The organism is Cryobacterium sp. W22_MBD10_FK3 (assembly GCF_052113745.1).
Taxonomy (GTDB): domain Bacteria; phylum Actinomycetota; class Actinomycetes; order Actinomycetales; family Microbacteriaceae; genus Cryobacterium.
On sequence record NZ_JBGQOH010000001.1, the window covers coordinates 220,895 to 237,430 of the forward strand.

General features: G+C 66.6%; 12 protein-coding genes. All 12 read right to left on the minus strand.

Annotated features, from left to right (window positions below; genetic code table 11):
- Positions 1 to 4: 4 nt before the first annotated feature.
- The 12 genes from gap to ACEN2M_RS01090 all read right to left on the minus strand — a co-directional run bounded on the left by gap (position 5) and on the right by ACEN2M_RS01090 (position 16,511).
- Positions 5 to 1,009: a type I glyceraldehyde-3-phosphate dehydrogenase gene (gene gap, locus ACEN2M_RS01035; RefSeq protein WP_104166280.1), complete on the minus strand. Its 1,005-nt coding sequence runs from the start codon at positions 1,007 to 1,009 to the stop codon at positions 5 to 7.
- 81 nt (positions 1,010 to 1,090) lie between these two features.
- On the minus strand, positions 1,091 to 1,717 hold the full coding sequence (locus ACEN2M_RS01040) for a superoxide dismutase (RefSeq protein WP_441646273.1): 627 nt from the start codon (positions 1,715 to 1,717) through the stop codon (positions 1,091 to 1,093).
- A gap of 158 nt (positions 1,718 to 1,875) precedes the next feature.
- Positions 1,876 to 2,856 (minus strand): DNA-binding protein WhiA, encoded by a 981-nt coding sequence (whiA, locus tag ACEN2M_RS01045; protein WP_441646274.1) that lies wholly within the window; start codon positions 2,854 to 2,856, stop codon positions 1,876 to 1,878.
- A 58-nt stretch (positions 2,857 to 2,914) separates the two neighbouring features.
- Positions 2,915 to 3,790, minus strand: a complete 876-nt coding sequence (gene rapZ, locus ACEN2M_RS01050; RefSeq protein WP_441646275.1) for an RNase adapter RapZ — start codon at positions 3,788 to 3,790, stop codon at positions 2,915 to 2,917.
- 61 nt (positions 3,791 to 3,851) lie between these two features.
- A complete protein-coding gene (gene uvrC, locus ACEN2M_RS01055; protein ID WP_441646276.1) occupies positions 3,852 to 5,816 on the minus strand; it encodes an excinuclease ABC subunit UvrC in 1,965 nt (654 codons plus the stop codon).
- 13 nt (positions 5,817 to 5,829) lie between these two features.
- Positions 5,830 to 8,697 (minus strand): excinuclease ABC subunit UvrA, encoded by a 2,868-nt coding sequence (gene uvrA / locus ACEN2M_RS01060; RefSeq protein ID WP_441646277.1) that lies wholly within the window; start codon positions 8,695 to 8,697, stop codon positions 5,830 to 5,832.
- Positions 8,698 to 8,753: 56 nt separating this feature from the next.
- Positions 8,754 to 10,817, minus strand: a complete 2,064-nt coding sequence (uvrB, locus tag ACEN2M_RS01065) for an excinuclease ABC subunit UvrB (RefSeq protein WP_441646278.1) — start codon at positions 10,815 to 10,817, stop codon at positions 8,754 to 8,756.
- Positions 10,818 to 10,826: 9 nt separating this feature from the next.
- Positions 10,827 to 11,489 (minus strand): dephospho-CoA kinase, encoded by a 663-nt coding sequence (gene coaE / locus ACEN2M_RS01070; protein ID WP_441646279.1) that lies wholly within the window; start codon positions 11,487 to 11,489, stop codon positions 10,827 to 10,829.
- Positions 11,490 to 11,626: 137 nt separating this feature from the next.
- Positions 11,627 to 13,084, minus strand: a complete 1,458-nt coding sequence (gene rpsA / locus ACEN2M_RS01075) for a 30S ribosomal protein S1 (RefSeq protein ID WP_134454573.1) — start codon at positions 13,082 to 13,084, stop codon at positions 11,627 to 11,629.
- Positions 13,085 to 13,239: 155 nt separating this feature from the next.
- The gene (locus ACEN2M_RS01080; RefSeq protein WP_441646280.1) at positions 13,240 to 14,217 is read right to left on the minus strand and encodes an epimerase; all 978 of its coding nucleotides are present in this window, start codon (positions 14,215 to 14,217) and stop codon (positions 13,240 to 13,242) included.
- Complete coding sequence (locus ACEN2M_RS01085; RefSeq protein ID WP_441646281.1) at positions 14,214 to 14,831, minus strand: DUF4166 domain-containing protein; 618 nt, start codon at positions 14,829 to 14,831, stop codon at positions 14,214 to 14,216. Before ACEN2M_RS01085 ends, ACEN2M_RS01080 begins: the two co-directional genes overlap by 4 nt.
- 3 nt (positions 14,832 to 14,834) lie before the next feature.
- Positions 14,835 to 16,511, minus strand: coding sequence for a DUF885 domain-containing protein (locus tag ACEN2M_RS01090; protein WP_441646282.1), 1,677 nt, complete (start codon positions 16,509 to 16,511; stop codon positions 14,835 to 14,837).
- Positions 16,512 to 16,536: the final 25 nt, after the last annotated feature.

Below are 16,536 nucleotides of genomic sequence, written 5' to 3' on the forward strand. Positions count from 1 at the left end.
CTAGTTAGAGACGCTCGGCGACGAACTCGGTGAGGTCAACCATGCGGTTGGAGTAGCCCCACTCGTTGTCGTACCAGGAGGACAGCTTGACCTGGTCGCCCAGGACGCGCAGCAGGCCGGCGTCGAAGATCGAGGAGTGCGGGTCGGTCACGATGTCGCTGGAGACGATCTCGTCTTCGGTGTACATCAGGATGCCCTTGAGGGGGCCCTCTGCTGCAGCCTTGTACGCAGCCTTGATGGCCTCGACGGTAACCGGCTTCTCGGCGATGACGGTGAGGTCGGTGATGGAACCGGTGGGCACGGGTACGCGCAGGGCGAAGCCGTCAAGCTTGCCGGCGAGCTCGGGGAGGACGATGCCCAGGGCCTTGGCGGCACCGGTCGACGTCGGGATGATGTTCACGGCGGCGGCGCGGGCACGACGCAGGTCGCTGTGCGGGCCGTCCTGCAGGTTCTGGTCTGCGGTGTACGCGTGGATGGTGGTCATCAGACCGCTCTTGATGCCGAAGTTGTCGTTGAAGACCTTGGCCAGCGGGGCGAGGCAGTTCGTGGTGCAGGACGCGTTCGAGATGATGTCGAACTTCGCGGAGTCGTAGGTCTCCTCGTTGACGCCCATCACGATGGTCGCAACGTCGCCCGTGGCGGGAGCGGAAACGATGACCTTCTTGGCACCGGCGGTGATGTGCTTGCGCGCATCGTCGGCCTTGGTGAAGCGGCCGGTCGACTCGATGACGATGTCGACGCCCAGGGCACCCCAGGGGAGGTTGGCCGGGTCGCGCTCGGCGAGGACCTTGATGGGCTTGCCGTTGACGAGGATGGAATCGCCCTCGACGGAGACGGTGGCGTCCAGACGACCCGTGATGGAGTCGTATTTCAGCAGGTGCGCCAACGTCTTGGTGTCGGTGAGGTCGTTGACGGCAACGATCTCGATGTCGCTGCCCTGGGCCAGTGCGGCGCGCAGGTAGTTGCGGCCGATGCGGCCAAATCCGTTAATACCGATCTTTACAGACACGAATGACTCCTGTTATTGATGGCGCATGTAGCGCCGGTGGTGGGAATGAAAGAACTTCAAAGGTGGGGTGGTGAGGCGAACCTAGGAGAGCAACAGCAGGCCGTTGGTCTTCTCCCTGGCGGCGACGAAGCGCGCCTGGACGTTCGCCCAGTCGACGATGTTCCAGAACGCCTTGACGTAGTCGGCGCGCACGTTCTGGTAATCGAGGTAGTACGCGTGCTCCCAGACGTCGAGCATCAGGATGGGGACTGTGCCGGCGGCAAAGTTGGCCTGCTGATCGAAGAACTGCTGGATGATCAGGCGCTGCCCGATGGAATCCCAGGCGAGCACCGACCATCCCGAGCCCTGGACGCCCATCGCGGTGGCCGCGAAGTGCGCCTGGAACTTGTCGAAGGAACCGAAGAAATCGTCGATCGCGCTGGCGAGTTCACCGACCGGCTTGTCGCCGCCGTTCGGGGACATGTTGGTCCAGAAGATCGAGTGGTTGACGTGACCGCCGAGGTTGAACGCGAGGTCCTTCTCGAGCTTGTTCACGTACACGAGACTGCCCGAATCGCGGGCTTCAGCCAGCTGGGCGAGTGCGGTGTTCGCACCGGTGACGTACGCCTGGTGGTGCTTGCTGTGGTGGAGCTCCATGATGGTGCCGCTGATGCTCGGCGCAAGTGCCGAGTAGTCGTAAGCCAGTTCAGGCAGGGTGTATTCGGCCATAGCTCGTATCTCCTCATTTATGTGGCAGCGGCTAAGATTTCTCTCGCCATCTGCACTGTAAGTGACCTTTTTAGTCTACTCAGGTGAATAGGGGACGTTAGTCCCCTCTCCCCCGGTGCGGGGGCCATCCGCGGAGGACGGACGGCCCGGGCGGCGGGTCAGACGTCGTCGAGGTCGGCCGGCAGGTTTGCGTCGGTGCCGGGGATGCCGAGGTCAACGGCCTTCTTGTCGGCCATCGCCAGGAGACGGCGGATGCGACCGGCGACGGCGTCCTTGGTCATGGGCGGGTCGGCGTGGTGGCCGAGCTCGTCGAGGCTGGAGTCCCGGAAGGACAGTCGAAGCTCACCCGCGTAGCGCAGGTGCTCGGGAATGTCGTCGCCGAGGATCTCCATGGCGCGATCGACACGGGCGCAGGCGGCGACGGCGGCCTGGGCGGAACGGCGCAGGTTGGCGTCGTCGAAGTTGACCAGACGGTTGGCGGTCGCGCGCACCTCACGGCGTTGGCGCAGGGCTTCCCAGTTGAGCACGGTCTCCGCGGCGCCCATCTGCACGAGCATCGCGCCGATGGCGTCACCGTCGCGGATGACCACCCTGTGCACACCGCGGACCTCGCGGGCCTTGGCGGCGATCCCGAGGCGCCCCGCGGCGCCGACGATGGCCATGGCGGCCTCGTTGCCCGGGCAGACGACCTCGAGGGCGGCGGAGCGACCGGGGTCGGTGAGCGATCCGGTCGCGAGGAACGCGCCTCGCCAGACGGCGGCGATTTCCTCTTTCGAGCCCGTCGTCAGGCGGTTGGGCAGCCCGCGAATGGGTCGGCGGCGGGCGTCGAGCAGACCGGTCTGCCTGGCGAGAGTTTCGCCGCCGTCCAGAACCCGTACGAGGTAGTGGTTGGTGCGGCGCAGTCCGGACGCCGCGATCACGGACACGTCGCTGCGCACTCCGTAGAGTTCGGCCAGGTCTTTGCGTACCCGGCGGGCCAGCAGTGGGGTATCGAGCTCCGACTCAATGGCGATCCGTCCGGAGATCATGTGCAGGCCGCCGGAGAACCGCAGGATCGTCGCCAGTTCGGCCGCGCGAACCGTGGTCTTCGAAACCTCGACGCGTGCTAGTTCATCTTTGACGTCGATGGTGAGTGCCAATCGTCATTCCATTCTGTTGTTCGAGGCCGGCCGCCACGGTGGACGGCAGGCCGTGTTGTTATTCTCGTCCGAGGTCGCGGTGCTTGAGGCTCACCGCGACGCCGGGAAATTCTTGGAGCAGACCAGCCAATTCCCTGGCCATGGCGACGGAGCGGTGCTTGCCGCCCGTGCAGCCGATGGCGATGGTGGCGTGTCGCTTGTTCTCGCGCTGGTAGCCGGCGAGCACGGGCCGCACGGCGGCCGCGTAGCTGGTGATGAACTCGCGTGCGCCTTCCTGGCCCAGCACGTACTCGCTCACCTCGGGGTCGAGGCCGGTGTGCGGCCGCAGTTCCGGGATCCAGAACGGGTTGGGCAGGAACCGCGCGTCGGCGACCATGTCGACGTCGGTGGGCAGCCCGTATTTGAAGCCGAAGCTCATCACGGTGAGGTGCAGTCCGGCGGCGTTCTCGGCGGCGAACCGTTCGGTGATCGTGGTGGCGAGCTGGTGGATGTTGAGGTCGGAGGTGTCGATGACGATGTCACAGGACTCCCGCACGACCGCCAGCCTGGTGCGTTCGGCCGAGATGCCGTCCAGGATGGTGCCCTCACCCTGGAGCGGGTGCGGACGGCGGACGGCTTCGAAACGGCGCACGAGCACATCGTCGCGCGCCTCGAGGAAGATGACGCGGACCTGGGTGCCGCTGCGGAGCGCCTGCACGAGTTCCTGAAAATCGCCGAAGAAATCCCGGCCGCGGATGTCGACGACGGCCGCGATCTTGGGCAGGCTGGTGCCCGCCCGCCCGACGAGTTCGACCAGGGGCCGGAGCATTTGGGGCGGCAGGTTGTCGACGACGTACCAGCCCAGGTCCTCCAGGGCGTTCGCCACGGTGGATCGACCGGCGCCGGACATGCCGGTAACGATCAGCATCTCCTGCTTTTCGGTCTCCGTGCTCATGCTGGATTTGCGCCTTCGGTCGAAGTTGGTGAATGTCCAGCCTACCCACCGGGGGGCAGGTTCAGGCGCGCAGGTGCCGGTGGATGCCGTCGGCGAGGGCCGGTCCGATGCCCCGGATCTCGGCGATCGAGTCGACCGATGCCTCTCTGAGCTTGGCGACAGAGCCGAAGTGGCCCAGGAGCACCTTGATCCTGGCTGGGCCCAATCCGGGGATTTCTCCGAGAATGGTGTTGATGTCGCGCTTACGGCGTGCGCGTTGGTGGGTGATGGCGAACCTGTGCGCTTCGTCGCGGATGCGTTGGATGAGGAACAGGGCGTCGCTGTTGCGGGGCAGGATCACCGGGTAGTCGGAATCCGGCAGCCAGATCTCCTCCAGGCGTTTGGCGATTCCGCAGAGGGTGATGCCGGTCACTCCTGATTCGCGCAGGGCGCGGGCGGCAGCGGCGACCTGAGGCTGGCCGCCGTCCACGATGAGCAGGTTCGGTTGGTAGCGGAACTTCGCCCGCTTGGCGGATTGCTCGACACCGTCGGCCGCGGGCTCGTCCGTGCCGGCACCGGATGTCGCGGTGAGAGAGAGTCCGTCGAGGGGGTCGGTGGGCACCTTGATCACACCACCGGTCGGCAGCGCATCCGGAGTGGCATCGTCGGGAATCAGGTAAGCCAGCCGCCGGGTGAGTACCCGGTATAGCGAGTCGGTGTCGTCGGTGGACTCGGGGACGCCGAACCGGCGGTACTCGTCTTTACGGGGCAGACCGTCTTCGAAGACCACCATCGACGCGACGATATTGGTGCCGCCGAGGTGGGAGACGTCGTAGCACTCCATTCGCAGCGGCGCGGTCTCCATGCCCAGGGCCTCCTGGAGGTCTTCCAGGGCCTTGGACCTGGCGACGAAGTCCGAACTACGCCGCGTCTTGTAGAGCATCAGCGCCTGCTTCGCGTTCTGCTGGGCCGTCGCCAGCAGCGCAGCCTTCTCCCCGCGCTGCGCGGCCACGAGGCGCACCTTGCGGTGCGCGATCTCGCCCAGCCAGCCCTCGAGGGCCTCAGCGTCGTCCGGCAGCTCGGGCAGCACGATCTCCCGGGGCGGAACCGCGTCGCCGGTGTATGCAGTCTGCATCACCGAGTCGATGAGTTCGCTCATCGTCAGGTCGAGTTCCTTGTCGACCACCCAACCGCGCACACCGCGGATGCGGCCCCCACGCACGATGAACAGCTGCACGGCCGCGGCGAGCTCGTCCTGCTCGATCGCGAACAGGTCGATGTCCACGTTGTCGCGCAGCACCACTGCGCTCTTTTCCAGCACGGCGTTGAGCGCCTTCACCTGGTCGCGGCGCCTGGCGGCGGTTTCGTAGTCCTGGGCGAGGGCGGCCTCTTTCATCTGCGCCGTCAGGCTGTTGATGAGCTTGCGGTCCTGACTGCCCATGAAGCTCACGAACTCGTTGACGGTCTTGCGATGCTCCTCGATGCCGACCTTGCCCGAGCAGGGTCCGAAGCAGCGCCCGATCTGGCCGGCGAAGCAGGGCTTGCCCGACTGCATGGCGCGTTTGTAGTTGGCGTTGTTGCAGGTGCGGATCGGGAAGGCCTTGAGCATCAGGTCGATGGTCTCGTGCACGGCCCAAACCTTGGGGTACGGCCCGAAGTACCTGGCGCCCTTGATGCCGGTGGTGCGGGTCACCAGGGCCCGCGGGGCCTCGTCGGCCAACGTCACCGCGAGATACGGATACGACTTGTCGTCCTTGAACTGCACGTTGAACGGCGGGTCGAACTCGTTGATCCAGGTCCACTCGAGTTGCAGGGCCTCGATCTCGGTGCCCACGGTGGTCCACTCGACGCTGGTGGCCGTGGTGACCATCCGCCTGGTGCGCTCGTGCAGGCTGCTCAGCGGGGCGAAGTAGTTGCTCAGCCGGGCGCGCAGGTTTTTCGCCTTGCCCACGTAGAGCACCCGGCGGGAGGGGTCGCGAAACCTGTACACACCGGGTTCGGTGGGGATCTCCCCTGGCTTGGGGCGATAGCTCAAAGCGTCAGACATGTTCTTCCTCGGCCTACCGCGCGGCGAGGACCTCCTTCAGGAACATTCCGGTGTGGCTCTTCTTCACGCCGGCGACGTGCTCGGGGGTGCCGGTGGCGAGGATCTTGCCGCCGCCAGAGCCACCCTCTGGACCCAGGTCGATGACCCAGTCCGCCGACTTGATCACGTCGAGGTTGTGCTCGATCACGATTACCGTGTTGCCCTTGTCGACGAGGCTGTTGAGCACCAGCAGCAGCTTCCGCACGTCTTCGAAGTGCAGGCCGGTGGTCGGTTCGTCGAGCACGTACACGCTGCGTCCGTTGGAGCGGCGCTGCAGCTCGGTGGCGAGCTTGACCCGCTGGGCCTCGCCACCGGAGAGGGTGGTGGCACTCTGGCCCAGCCGCACGTAGCCCAGGCCCACCTCGACGAGGGTCTTGAGGAACCGGTGGATCGACGAGATCGGTTCGAAGAAGTCGGCCGCCTCGCTGATGGGCATGTCGAGGACCTCGGCGATGTTCTTGCCCTTGTAGTGCACGGTGAGGGTGTCGCGGTTGTAGCGCGCTCCCCCGCAGACCTCACAGGCCACGTACACGTCGGGCAGGAAGTTCATCTCGATCTTGATGGTGCCGTCACCGGAGCACGCCTCGCAGCGGCCGCCCTTGACGTTGAAACTGAACCGGCCGGGCAGGTAACCGCGCGCCTTGGCCTCCATGGTCTCGGCGAAGAGGGTGCGGATCTTGTCGAACACCCCGGTGTAGGTGGCCGGGTTCGAGCGCGGCGTGCGGCCGATCGGTGCCTGGTCGACGTGGATGACCTTGTCGAGCTGGTCGAGTCCGGTGACCTTGGTGTGCCGGCCCGGCAGCTTGCGGGCACCGTTGAGGCGGTTGGCCAGCACCCTGTAGAGCACGTCGTTGACCAGGGACGACTTACCGGAACCGCTCACCCCGGTGACAGCGGTGAACACGCCCAGCGGGAACTTGACGGTCACCTTCCTGAGATTGTTGGCCTCGGCGCCCACGACGGTGATTTCCCGCTCCGGGTCGAGCGGCCGCCGGGTCTGCGGCGTGGCAATCGACTTGCGGCCGGAGAGATAGTCGCTGGTGAGGGACTCGGTGTTCGTGAGCAGGTCGGCGTACGAGCCCGAGTGCACGACGTGGCCGCCGTTGACGCCGGCGCCGGGTCCGATGTCCACCACCCAGTCCGCCGTCTTGATGGTGTCCTCGTCGTGTTCGACGACGATGAGGGTGTTCCCGAGGTCGCGGAGGGCCACGAGGGTCTCGATCAGCCGTCGGTTGTCCCGCTGGTGCAGACCGATGCTGGGTTCGTCGAGCACATAGAGCACGCCGGTGAGCCCTGAGCCGATCTGGGTGGCCAGGCGGATGCGCTGGGCCTCGCCGCCGGAGAGCGAGCCGGCGGCCCTGGCCAGGCTGAGGTAGTTCAGGCCCACCTGCAGCAGGAAGTCCAGGCGTACCTTGATCTCGCGCAGCACCTGGGCCGCGATGGTCTTCTCCCGGTCGGTCAGTTCCAGGCGGTCCATGAACTGGCGGGCGTCCGACAGGCTGAGCTGGCAGATGTCGGCGATGCTCTTCTCGTGCACGAGGACGGCGAGGACCTCGGGCTTGAGCCGGGTGCCCTCACAGACCGGGCAGGCCACCTCGCGCAGGTATTCTCCCCAGCGCTGCCGCTGGCTGTCGGTCTCGGCCTGCAGGAATTGGCGTTCGATATACGGCACGACGCCTTCGAACCCTGAGGTGTAGCTCATCTCCCGGCCGTAGCGGTTCTTCCACTTGACCTTGACCTCGAAGTTGTCACCCCGCATGACGGCGGTGCGCACCTCGTCGCTCAGCTTCTTCCACGGTGTCGTGAGCTTGAACTTCAGGTCGCGGGCCAGGCCGTCCAAGAGCTTCTCGTAGTACTGGAAGAGGCCCTTGCCCTGGGTGGTCCAGGGCAGCACGACGCCCTCGGCGATGCTGAGGTCGGGGTCGCCGAGGAGCAGGTCCTCGTCGACGGACATCCGGGTGCCGAGCCCGGAGCACTCCGGGCAGGCGCCGAACGGTGCGTTGAACGAAAAGGTGCGCGGCTCGATTTCGGTGAGCTGCACGGGGTGGTTGTTCGGGCAGGACAGCTTCTCGGAGTAGCTTTCCCAGGCGTCGTCGCCGGTGAGGTCGACATAGTTGACCTGCACCAGGCCGTCGGTCAGTTTGAGCGCGGTCTCCAGCGAGTCGGTCAGCCGGCTGAGCAGGTCCGGTCCGGCCACGAGGCGGTCGACGACGACGGAGATGTCGTGTTTGAGCTGCTTCTTGAGCGTGGGCGGTTCGCTCAGCTGGATCTGAGTGCCGTCGACCATGGCGCGGGAGTATCCAGCGGCCGCGAGCTCTTTGAACAGGTCGACGAACTCGCCCTTCTTCTGCGAGACGACGGGGCTGAGGATCTGGTACCGCACGCCGGTCTCGATCTCCATGAGCTGATCGGCGATCTGCTGGACCGTCTGGGACTGGATGATCTCACCGCAGATCGCGCAGTGCGGCACGCCGATGCGCGCCCAGAGCAGGCGCATGTAGTCGTAGATCTCGGTGATGGTGCCCACGGTGGACCGCGGGTTGCGGTTCGTGGACTTCTGGTCGATGGACACCGCGGGGCTGAGGCCCTCGATGAAGTCGACGTCGGGCCGGTCGACCTGCCCGAGGAATTGGCGCGCGTACGCCGACAACGATTCGACGTAGCGTCGCTGGCCTTCCGCGAAGATCGTATCGAAGGCGAGCGATGACTTGCCCGACCCGGAAAGACCTGTGAACACCACGAGCGAATCGCGGGGGATGTCCAGGTTGACGTTGTGCAGATTGTGCACGCGGGCACCACGGACGCTGAGTTGAGAGCCCTGCTCTACCTTGGAAATTGACACCATTCGAGTCTATGCAGTGCCACCGACACTGCAGTGCCACCGAGACGACAGCGCCCCTAGCCCAGGTGGCCGGCCTTCTCCATTTGCCTCAGCTCTCGCTTGAGCTCCGACACCTCGTCACGCAACCGGCCGGCCAGCTCGAACTTGAGTTCGCCGGCGGCCTCGAGCATCTGGGCGTTGAGGTCGGCGATGATCGACTCCAGGTCGTTGGCCCCGTTGGCGGCCAGGCCCTTTCGCATCGCGGGGGTGGGGCTGCGGCGGCGGGCGTCGCGACCGGCGAGGAGTTCGGCGGTGTCCGCCTCCTCGCGGGCGAGGACGTCGGTGATGTCTGCGATGCGTTTGCGCAGCGGGGTGGGGTCGATGCCGTGCAGAGTGTTGTACTCCACCTGCTTCTCCCGGCGCCGGTCGGTCTCGTCGATGGCCCTGGCCATCGAGTCGGTCATCCTGTCGGCGTACATGTGCACTTCGCCGGACACGTTGCGGGCGGCACGCCCGATCGTCTGGATCAGAGACGTCGACGACCGCAGGAAACCCTCCTTGTCGGCGTCGAGGATGGCCACCAGGGAGACCTCGGGCAGGTCCAGGCCCTCCCGGAGCAGGTTGATGCCCACGAGCACGTCATACAGCCCCTGGCGGAGTTCGGTGAGCAGCTCCACCCGCCGGAGGGTGTCGACATCGGAGTGCAGGTAGCGCACCCGCACGCCCGCCTCGGTGAGGAAGTCGGTGAGTTCCTCGGCCATCTTCTTGGTCAGGGTGGTGACCAGCACCCGCTCGTTCCGCTCGACCCGCAACCGGATCTGTTCGAGCAGGTCGTCGATCTGCCCCGCGGACGGCTTGACCACGATCTGCGGGTCGATGAGCCCGGTCGGCCGGATGATCTGCTCGACGATGCCGTCGGCGATGCCCATCTCGTACTTGCCCGGGGTCGCCGACAGGTAGACCGTCTGGCCGACCCGGTCCTTGAACTCGTTCCACTTCAACGGCCGGTTGTCGAGGGCGCTCGGCAGTCGGAAGCCGTGCTCGACGAGGGTGCGCTTGCGCGACGAGTCGCCCTCGTACATCGCCCCGATCTGCGGCACGGTCACGTGCGACTCGTCGATGACGACGAGGAAATCGTCGGGGAAGTAGTCGAGCAGGCAGTGCCCTGGCTCCCCCGCCGAGCGTCCGTCGATGTGCCGGGAGTAGTTCTCGATGCCCGAGCAGAAGCCGATCTGTTCCATCATCTCGAGGTCGAAGCTGGTGCGCATGCGCAGGCGTTGCGCCTCGAGCAGCTTGCCTTCGCGTTCCAGCTGGCCCAGCCGCTCGGCCAGTTCCTCCTGGATCGTCACCATCGCGCGCTGCATGACGTCGGTGCTGGCCACATAGTGGGAGCCGGGGAACACCGACACGGCGTCGAGTTTCTTCACGATGTCGCCGGTGAGCGGGTGCAGGCTGTAGAGCGCCTCGATCTCGTCGCCGAACATCTCGATACGGATGGCCAGCTCTTCGTACATCGGGATGATCTCGATGGTGTCACCGCGCACCCTGAAGTGACCGCGCGAGAAGTCGACATCGTTGCGCTGGTACTGCATGGCGACGAACCGGCGGATCAGCCAGTCCCTGTCGACCTTCTGGCCCACCTGCAGGGCCACCATGGCTTCCAGGTAGCCTTCCGGTGTGCCCAGGCCGTAGATGCACGACACCGTGGAGACCACGATGACGTCCCGGCGGCTGAGCAGCGAGTTGGTGGTGGAGTGCCGGAGCCGCTCGACCTCCTCGTTGATGGAGGAGTCCTTCTCGATGAAGGTGTCGGTCTGCGGCACGTACGCCTCTGGCTGGTAGTAGTCGTAGTACGAGACGAAGTACTCGACGGCGTTGTTGGGCATCAGCTCGCGGAACTCGTTGACGAGCTGGGCGGCGAGGGTCTTGTTGTGGGCCAACACCAGGGTGGGCCGCTGCACCTGTTCGATCAGCCAGGCTGTCGTCGCGGACTTGCCGGTGCCGGTGGCGCCGAGCAGCACGATGTCGGTCTCGCCGGCGTTGATACGACCGGCGAGCTCAGCGATCGCGGCGGGCTGGTCGCCGCTGGGGGTGTATTCGCTCACGACCTCGAACGGGTGAACGGCACGGGTGGGTTCCATGCTTCCAGTCTAGGGAGCACCACCGACACTGGAGTCTGAGGGCGTCGGCACCACCGCGGCCACCGCGTCATGGTGCGAGCGCAATTTGCGGTTCCAGAGCCTGTCCACCTGGGTGAGGGTGGCCGGGAGGGAACCCGTGGAGTCGATGACGGCGTCGGCCACGGCGAGGCGTTCATCGTCGCCGGCCTGGGCGGCGATCCGGCTGCGGGCGTCGGACTCGGCCATGCCGCGCAGGTCGACCATGCGGCGCACCCGGGTCTCGGCATCCGCGTGCACCACCACGATGAGGTCGAACGGATGCCCGACCGACGCCTCGACCAGCAGGGGCACGTCATACACGACGACCACGTGCGGGTTGGCCTTCTCTGCGGCGTCGATGGCCCGGGCGGAGAGGGCCCGCACGGCGGGGTGCACGATCTGGTTGAGGAGTTTGAGTGCGGCCGGATTGCCGAAGACGATGGATCCCAGAGCCGCTCGGTTCAGGCTGCCGTCGTCATTGACGACCTCGTCGCCGAACACCTCGATGACGTGGGCGAGCGCGTCAGTGCCTGGTGCGACTGCGTCCCTGGCCAGCTGATCGGCGTCGATGACCACCGCCCCGTGTTCGGCGAATCGCTTCGCCACAGTGCTCTTGCCCGATGCGATCCCGCCGGTCAACCCAATCAAGTACACCGCCCCATGGTAGCGGTTGGGGGTGGGTGGCCGGTGTGGCCGGTGCCCGCGGCTATCCGCCCGGCCGTTAACCGGAACAGGCCGGCCCCCGAAGGGTCCGGCCTGTTCTCGCCCCGGCGTGAGCCGGGAGGATGCTGCTAGTTGTTGCTGCTGAGCTTCTCGCGCAGGGCGGCAAGCGCCTCGTCGTCGGCGAGGGTGCCGGCTCCGGCAGCCTCACTGGTGAACGAGTTGCCAGCTGCGGACGCGACATCGCCGGGGGCGATGATCTCGTCGTTCGCGGATGCGACCTGCTTCTTGTGAGCTTCCCAACGAGCCTGGGCTGCAGCGTAGTCCTGCTCCCACTTCTCGCGCTGGGTCTCGAAGCCTTCGCGCCACTCGTTGGTCTCCGGGTCGAAGCCCTCCGGGTACTTGTAGTTGCCCTGGTCGTCGTACTCGGTGAGCATTCCGTAGAGTGCCGGGTCGAACTCGGTGCCCTCGGGGTCGACACCATCGTTGGCCTGCTTGAGGCTCAGCGAGATGCGGCGACGCTCGAGGTCGATGTCGATGACCTTGACGAACACCTCGTCGCCGACAGAGACAACCTGCTCGGCGAGTTCGACGTGCTTGCCGGACAGTTCGGAGATGTGCACCAGGCCCTCGATGCCCTCTGCGACGCGAACGAACGCGCCGAAGGGAACGAGCTTGGTGACCTTACCCGGTGCAACCTGGCCGATGGCGTGGGTGCGGGCGAAGACCTGCCACGGGTCTTCCTGCGTGGCCTTGAGGGACAGGGACACGCGCTCGCGGTCCAGGTCGACCTCGAGGATCTCGACGGTGACTTCCTGACCGACCTCGACGACCTCGCTGGCGTGCTCGATGTGCTTCCAGCTGAGCTCGGAGACGTGAACCAGACCGTCAACGCCACCCAGGTCGACGAACGCACCGAAGTTGACGATCGACGAGACGACGCCCTTGCGGACCTGTCCCTTCTGGAGGTTGTTGAGGAAGGTGGTGCGGCTCTCGGACTGGGTCTGCTCGAGCAGTGCGCGACGCGACAGGACCACATTGTTGCGGTTCTTGTCGAGCTCGAGGATCTTCGCCTCGATCTCCTGGCCCAGGTACGGGGTCAGGTCGCGAACACGGCGAAGCTCGATGAGCGATGCCGGCAGGAAGCCGCGCAGGCCGATGTCGACGATGAGCCCGCCCTTGACGACCTCGATGACCGAACCGGTGACAACGCCGTCGGATTCCTTGATCTTCTCAACGTCGCCCCATGCACGCTCGTACTGAGCGCGCTTCTTCGACAGGATGAGACGGCCTTCTTTGTCTTCCTTCTGAAGAACGAGGGCCTCGACCAGGTCGCCGACCTTGACAACCTCGGAAGGGTCAACGTCGTGCTTGATGGAGAGTTCGCGGGAGGGGATGACACCCTCGGTCTTGTAGCCGACGTCGAGGAGGACCTCGTCGCGGTCGATCTTCACAACGGTGCCCTCGATGAGGTCTCCGTCGTTGAAGAATTTCAGAGTCTTTTCGACCGCGGCAAGGAAGTCTTCAGCAGATCCGATGTCGTTGATGGCGACCTGCTTGGGTGCCCGTTCGGTCGTTGCGATTGTCATGTAGTAGTTGCTCCAGGATGGACATATTCGGGCCAGAAGGGAGGGACGTGCGATGTGAATTCATTTCCGCGACTGGCAGCGGCTAATTCGTCACAAGCGTGACAGTAAAGCTTAGCTGTTTCCAGGCGCCGGCGGCAACCCGCCGGGCGGCAGGTTCACCTGGCGGCTCGACGGCCGCCGCGAGCCCGCACGATCGAGCGCAGGGCAGGCAACAGGGCCGGGTATTCGAACTTGTAGCCCGCCGCCAGTAGCCGTTCCGGCTCCACCCAACGGCTCTTGAGCACCAGCTCGGCTTCGGTGCGGAGCAGCCAGGTGCCCAGTTCGACGAGGGCGCGCGGGGTCGGCAACCCGACCGGGCGACCCTGCAGGTGGCGCAGGTGGCGCATCAGCGAGGCGTTGTCCGATACCTCCGGCGCCGACACGTTCACGGGTCCGGTCAGGCCCGGTGTGGCGTCGATGAACCGGATGGCCCCCAGCACGTCGGCCAGGTGGATCCAGCTGAAGCGTTGGCTGCCGCCACGGGCGGCCGCGACATGTCCGGTGCCGGCCGCACGCCGCGCACGCCCGATCGGCCACGGTCCGTCCAGCTGTGGTCCGCCGAGCCCCGCCCAGGCCAGCCGCAGCAACGGGATCAGGGCGCTGCCGTCGCCGAGCACGATCGCCATCCGGAGCGCCACCCTGCGGGTGCCTGGCAGTTCCCCGCGGAAGAACTCCTCCTCCCAGGCTGTGGCGATCGACACCGAGAACCCGGTGCCGATTTCGCCGGCGCTCTCGGTCATCGGCCGGTCCTCCGCATGCCGGTAGATGGTCGCGGTGGAGGAGTTCAACCAGAGCCGGGGCGGCACGGTCGAGGCCCGCACGGCCGTCGCCAGTTCCCGGGTGGTTTCCACCCTGGAACGCATGATCTCCGCGCGGTTGGCGGCGGTGTACCGGCAGTCCACACTCTTGCCGGCGAGGTTCACGAGCAGGTCGGCGCCGTCCAGAAGTTTGGTGATCGCTTCGGTGTCACCCCAGGCGGCATCCGGCCCGGTGCGGCCGATGATGCTGACCTGGTCGCCGTCGGCCCGGAACGCCGCGGCCAGGTAGCGCCCGATGAAGCCGGACCCGCCGGCGAGGACTATACGTCTGGTCATACCGATGGTTCTCCAGATTCGATCGAATACCGAAAGGATCCGGCGTATTCGTAGAGCGTACCGACGAGCGGCAGGGTCACGGTGACCCGCACGTGCTGCCGCTGGTCGCCGTCGTCGAAGCGTTCGGTGAGGTGCACCAGCGGTGCGCACCAGCGCGGAACAGACACCCGGCGACCACGGTGGTGCAGGAAAAGGCGGCTGGAGGTCAGGTGCAGGGCGCCGTCGACGACGCGGCCGTCGAGTCGGGCCTCCAGCCGCCCGCTGCGGCCGAGGCGGTCGGTGAGGCCGTCGGCGTCCGCGCCGATGGCGTCGACCATGTCCCTGGCTCCGCCCCCGAACTCGAAGCGGCGCACGGCGTCGACCCGGGCAGGTCCGGGCCGGTTCACCACGAGGAAGGGCACGTCCTGTTGCCAGACCGGGAACAGGACGCCGTCGCGGGCCAGCACCGCCAGCACCGGCCACAGCCAGCGGCGCGGGGTGCCGACGGTGTCGAAGCTCCCCCGCCCGACGCCGTGCCGGCCTGGCGGGATCGCCGCGAAGTAGGCGCGCAGCTTCGGGTGCAGCGCCGTGAGGTCGCCGCCGAGGGCGACCTCGTACGGCGAGAGCGGTGGCACCGGTTAGTTCTGCAGTGCCGACCGGAGGGTGTCGAGGCCGACCCCGCCGAGGTCGAGGGCGCGACGGTGGAATTCCTTGATGTTGAAGGCCGCCCCCTCACGGGCCCGGGCCTCGTCGCGCAGCTGTTCCCAGATGCGCTGACCCACCTTGTATGACGGGGCCTGGCCCGGCCAGCCGAGGTACCGGTTGACCTCGAACCTGACGAACCCCTCGTTCATGTTCACGTTCCTGGCCAGGAAGTCGAAGGCGTACTCGGCCGTCCAGGTCTGGGACCCGTCCGGCACCTTCTTGCCCAGGTGCACGCCGATGTCCAGCACGACGCGGGCGGCACGCATCCGCTGCCCGTCGAGCATGCCGAGCCTGTCGGCCGGGTCGTCGAGGTAGCCGAGCTGCTCCATGAGCCGTTCCGCGTAGAGCGCCCAGCCCTCGGCGTGACCCGAGGTGCCGGCGAGCTGGCGGCGCCACGTGTTCAGCTTGGCCCGGTTGTACACGGCCTGGCCGATCTGCAGGTGGTGCCCGGGGATGCCCTCGTGGTAAACGGTGGTGAGCTCACGCCAGGTGTCGAATTCGGTGACGCCGACGGGCACCGACCACCACATCCGTCCCGGCCTGGAGAAATCGTCGGTGGGACCGGTGTAGTAGATCCCGCCCTCCTGGGTGGGCGCGATCATGCACTCGAGACGGCGGATCTCCTCGGGAATGTCGAACTGGGACTCGCCGAGTTCCGCGACCGCCCTGTCACTGGTCTCCTGCATCCAGCGCTGCAACGCGTCGGTGCCGTGCAGCTTGCGGGACGCGTCGGTGTCGAGGAACTCGATGGCCTCGAGCACGGTGGCGCCGGGCTTAATCTGCTGGGCCACCTTCTCCTGCTCCGCCACCATCCGGGCGAGTTCCTGGATGCCCCACTCGTAGGTCTCGTCGAGGTCGATGGTGGCGCCGAGGAACTGGCGGGAGCTCAGCGCGTACAGCTCCCGGCCGATGGCGTCCTGTTCGGTGGCCCGCGGGGCGAGGTCGTCGGCCAGGAATTCGGCCAGCCGCTCGTAGGCGGTGGCGGCCTTGCGGGCGCCGGCCCCGAGGTCGTTGGCCAGGGACGCCGGCAGCGTGCCCGTTTCGAGGCCGGCCTCGGCGACGAAGTGGTTGAAGAAACCGTCGTTCGCCCCGGTGCGCCTGACCTGACCGAGCACCTCCAGAACCTGGCGACGAGCGGGCGTGGCGCCGCGTTCGATGCCGAGGCGCAGGGTCTGAATGTAGCCGTCCACGGCGGCAGGCACGGCATCGAGCCTGGCCGAGATGTTCTGCCAGTCGTCGACGGTGCCGGTGGGCATGAGGTCGAACACCTCGCGGATGCTCTGCGCGGGTGAGGCGATCACGTTCAGGTCGCGCAGCTGCAGGCCGGCGGCGGAGCTCTCGAGGTCGAGGGCGAGGGTGCTGCGCAGGTCGGTGCGGGTGACCTCGTCGATGGCGTCCACCGCCGGTGTGCTCTCCAGCGCCGAGATGGTCTCGGTCGCCGCCTGGATGTAGCGGGCGTGGCCGTCCGGCGAGTAGTCAGCGAAGCCGGATCCGTCGACGGACCGGCCGATGTAGGTGCCGACTGTGGGATCGAGGGCCACGAGGCTGTCGACCCACTGTTCGGCGATCTGGTCGACGGGAGTGGGGGTCCGCTGTTCGTTCAGAGTCATGCCCCGAGCCTAGGACATGCCCCCG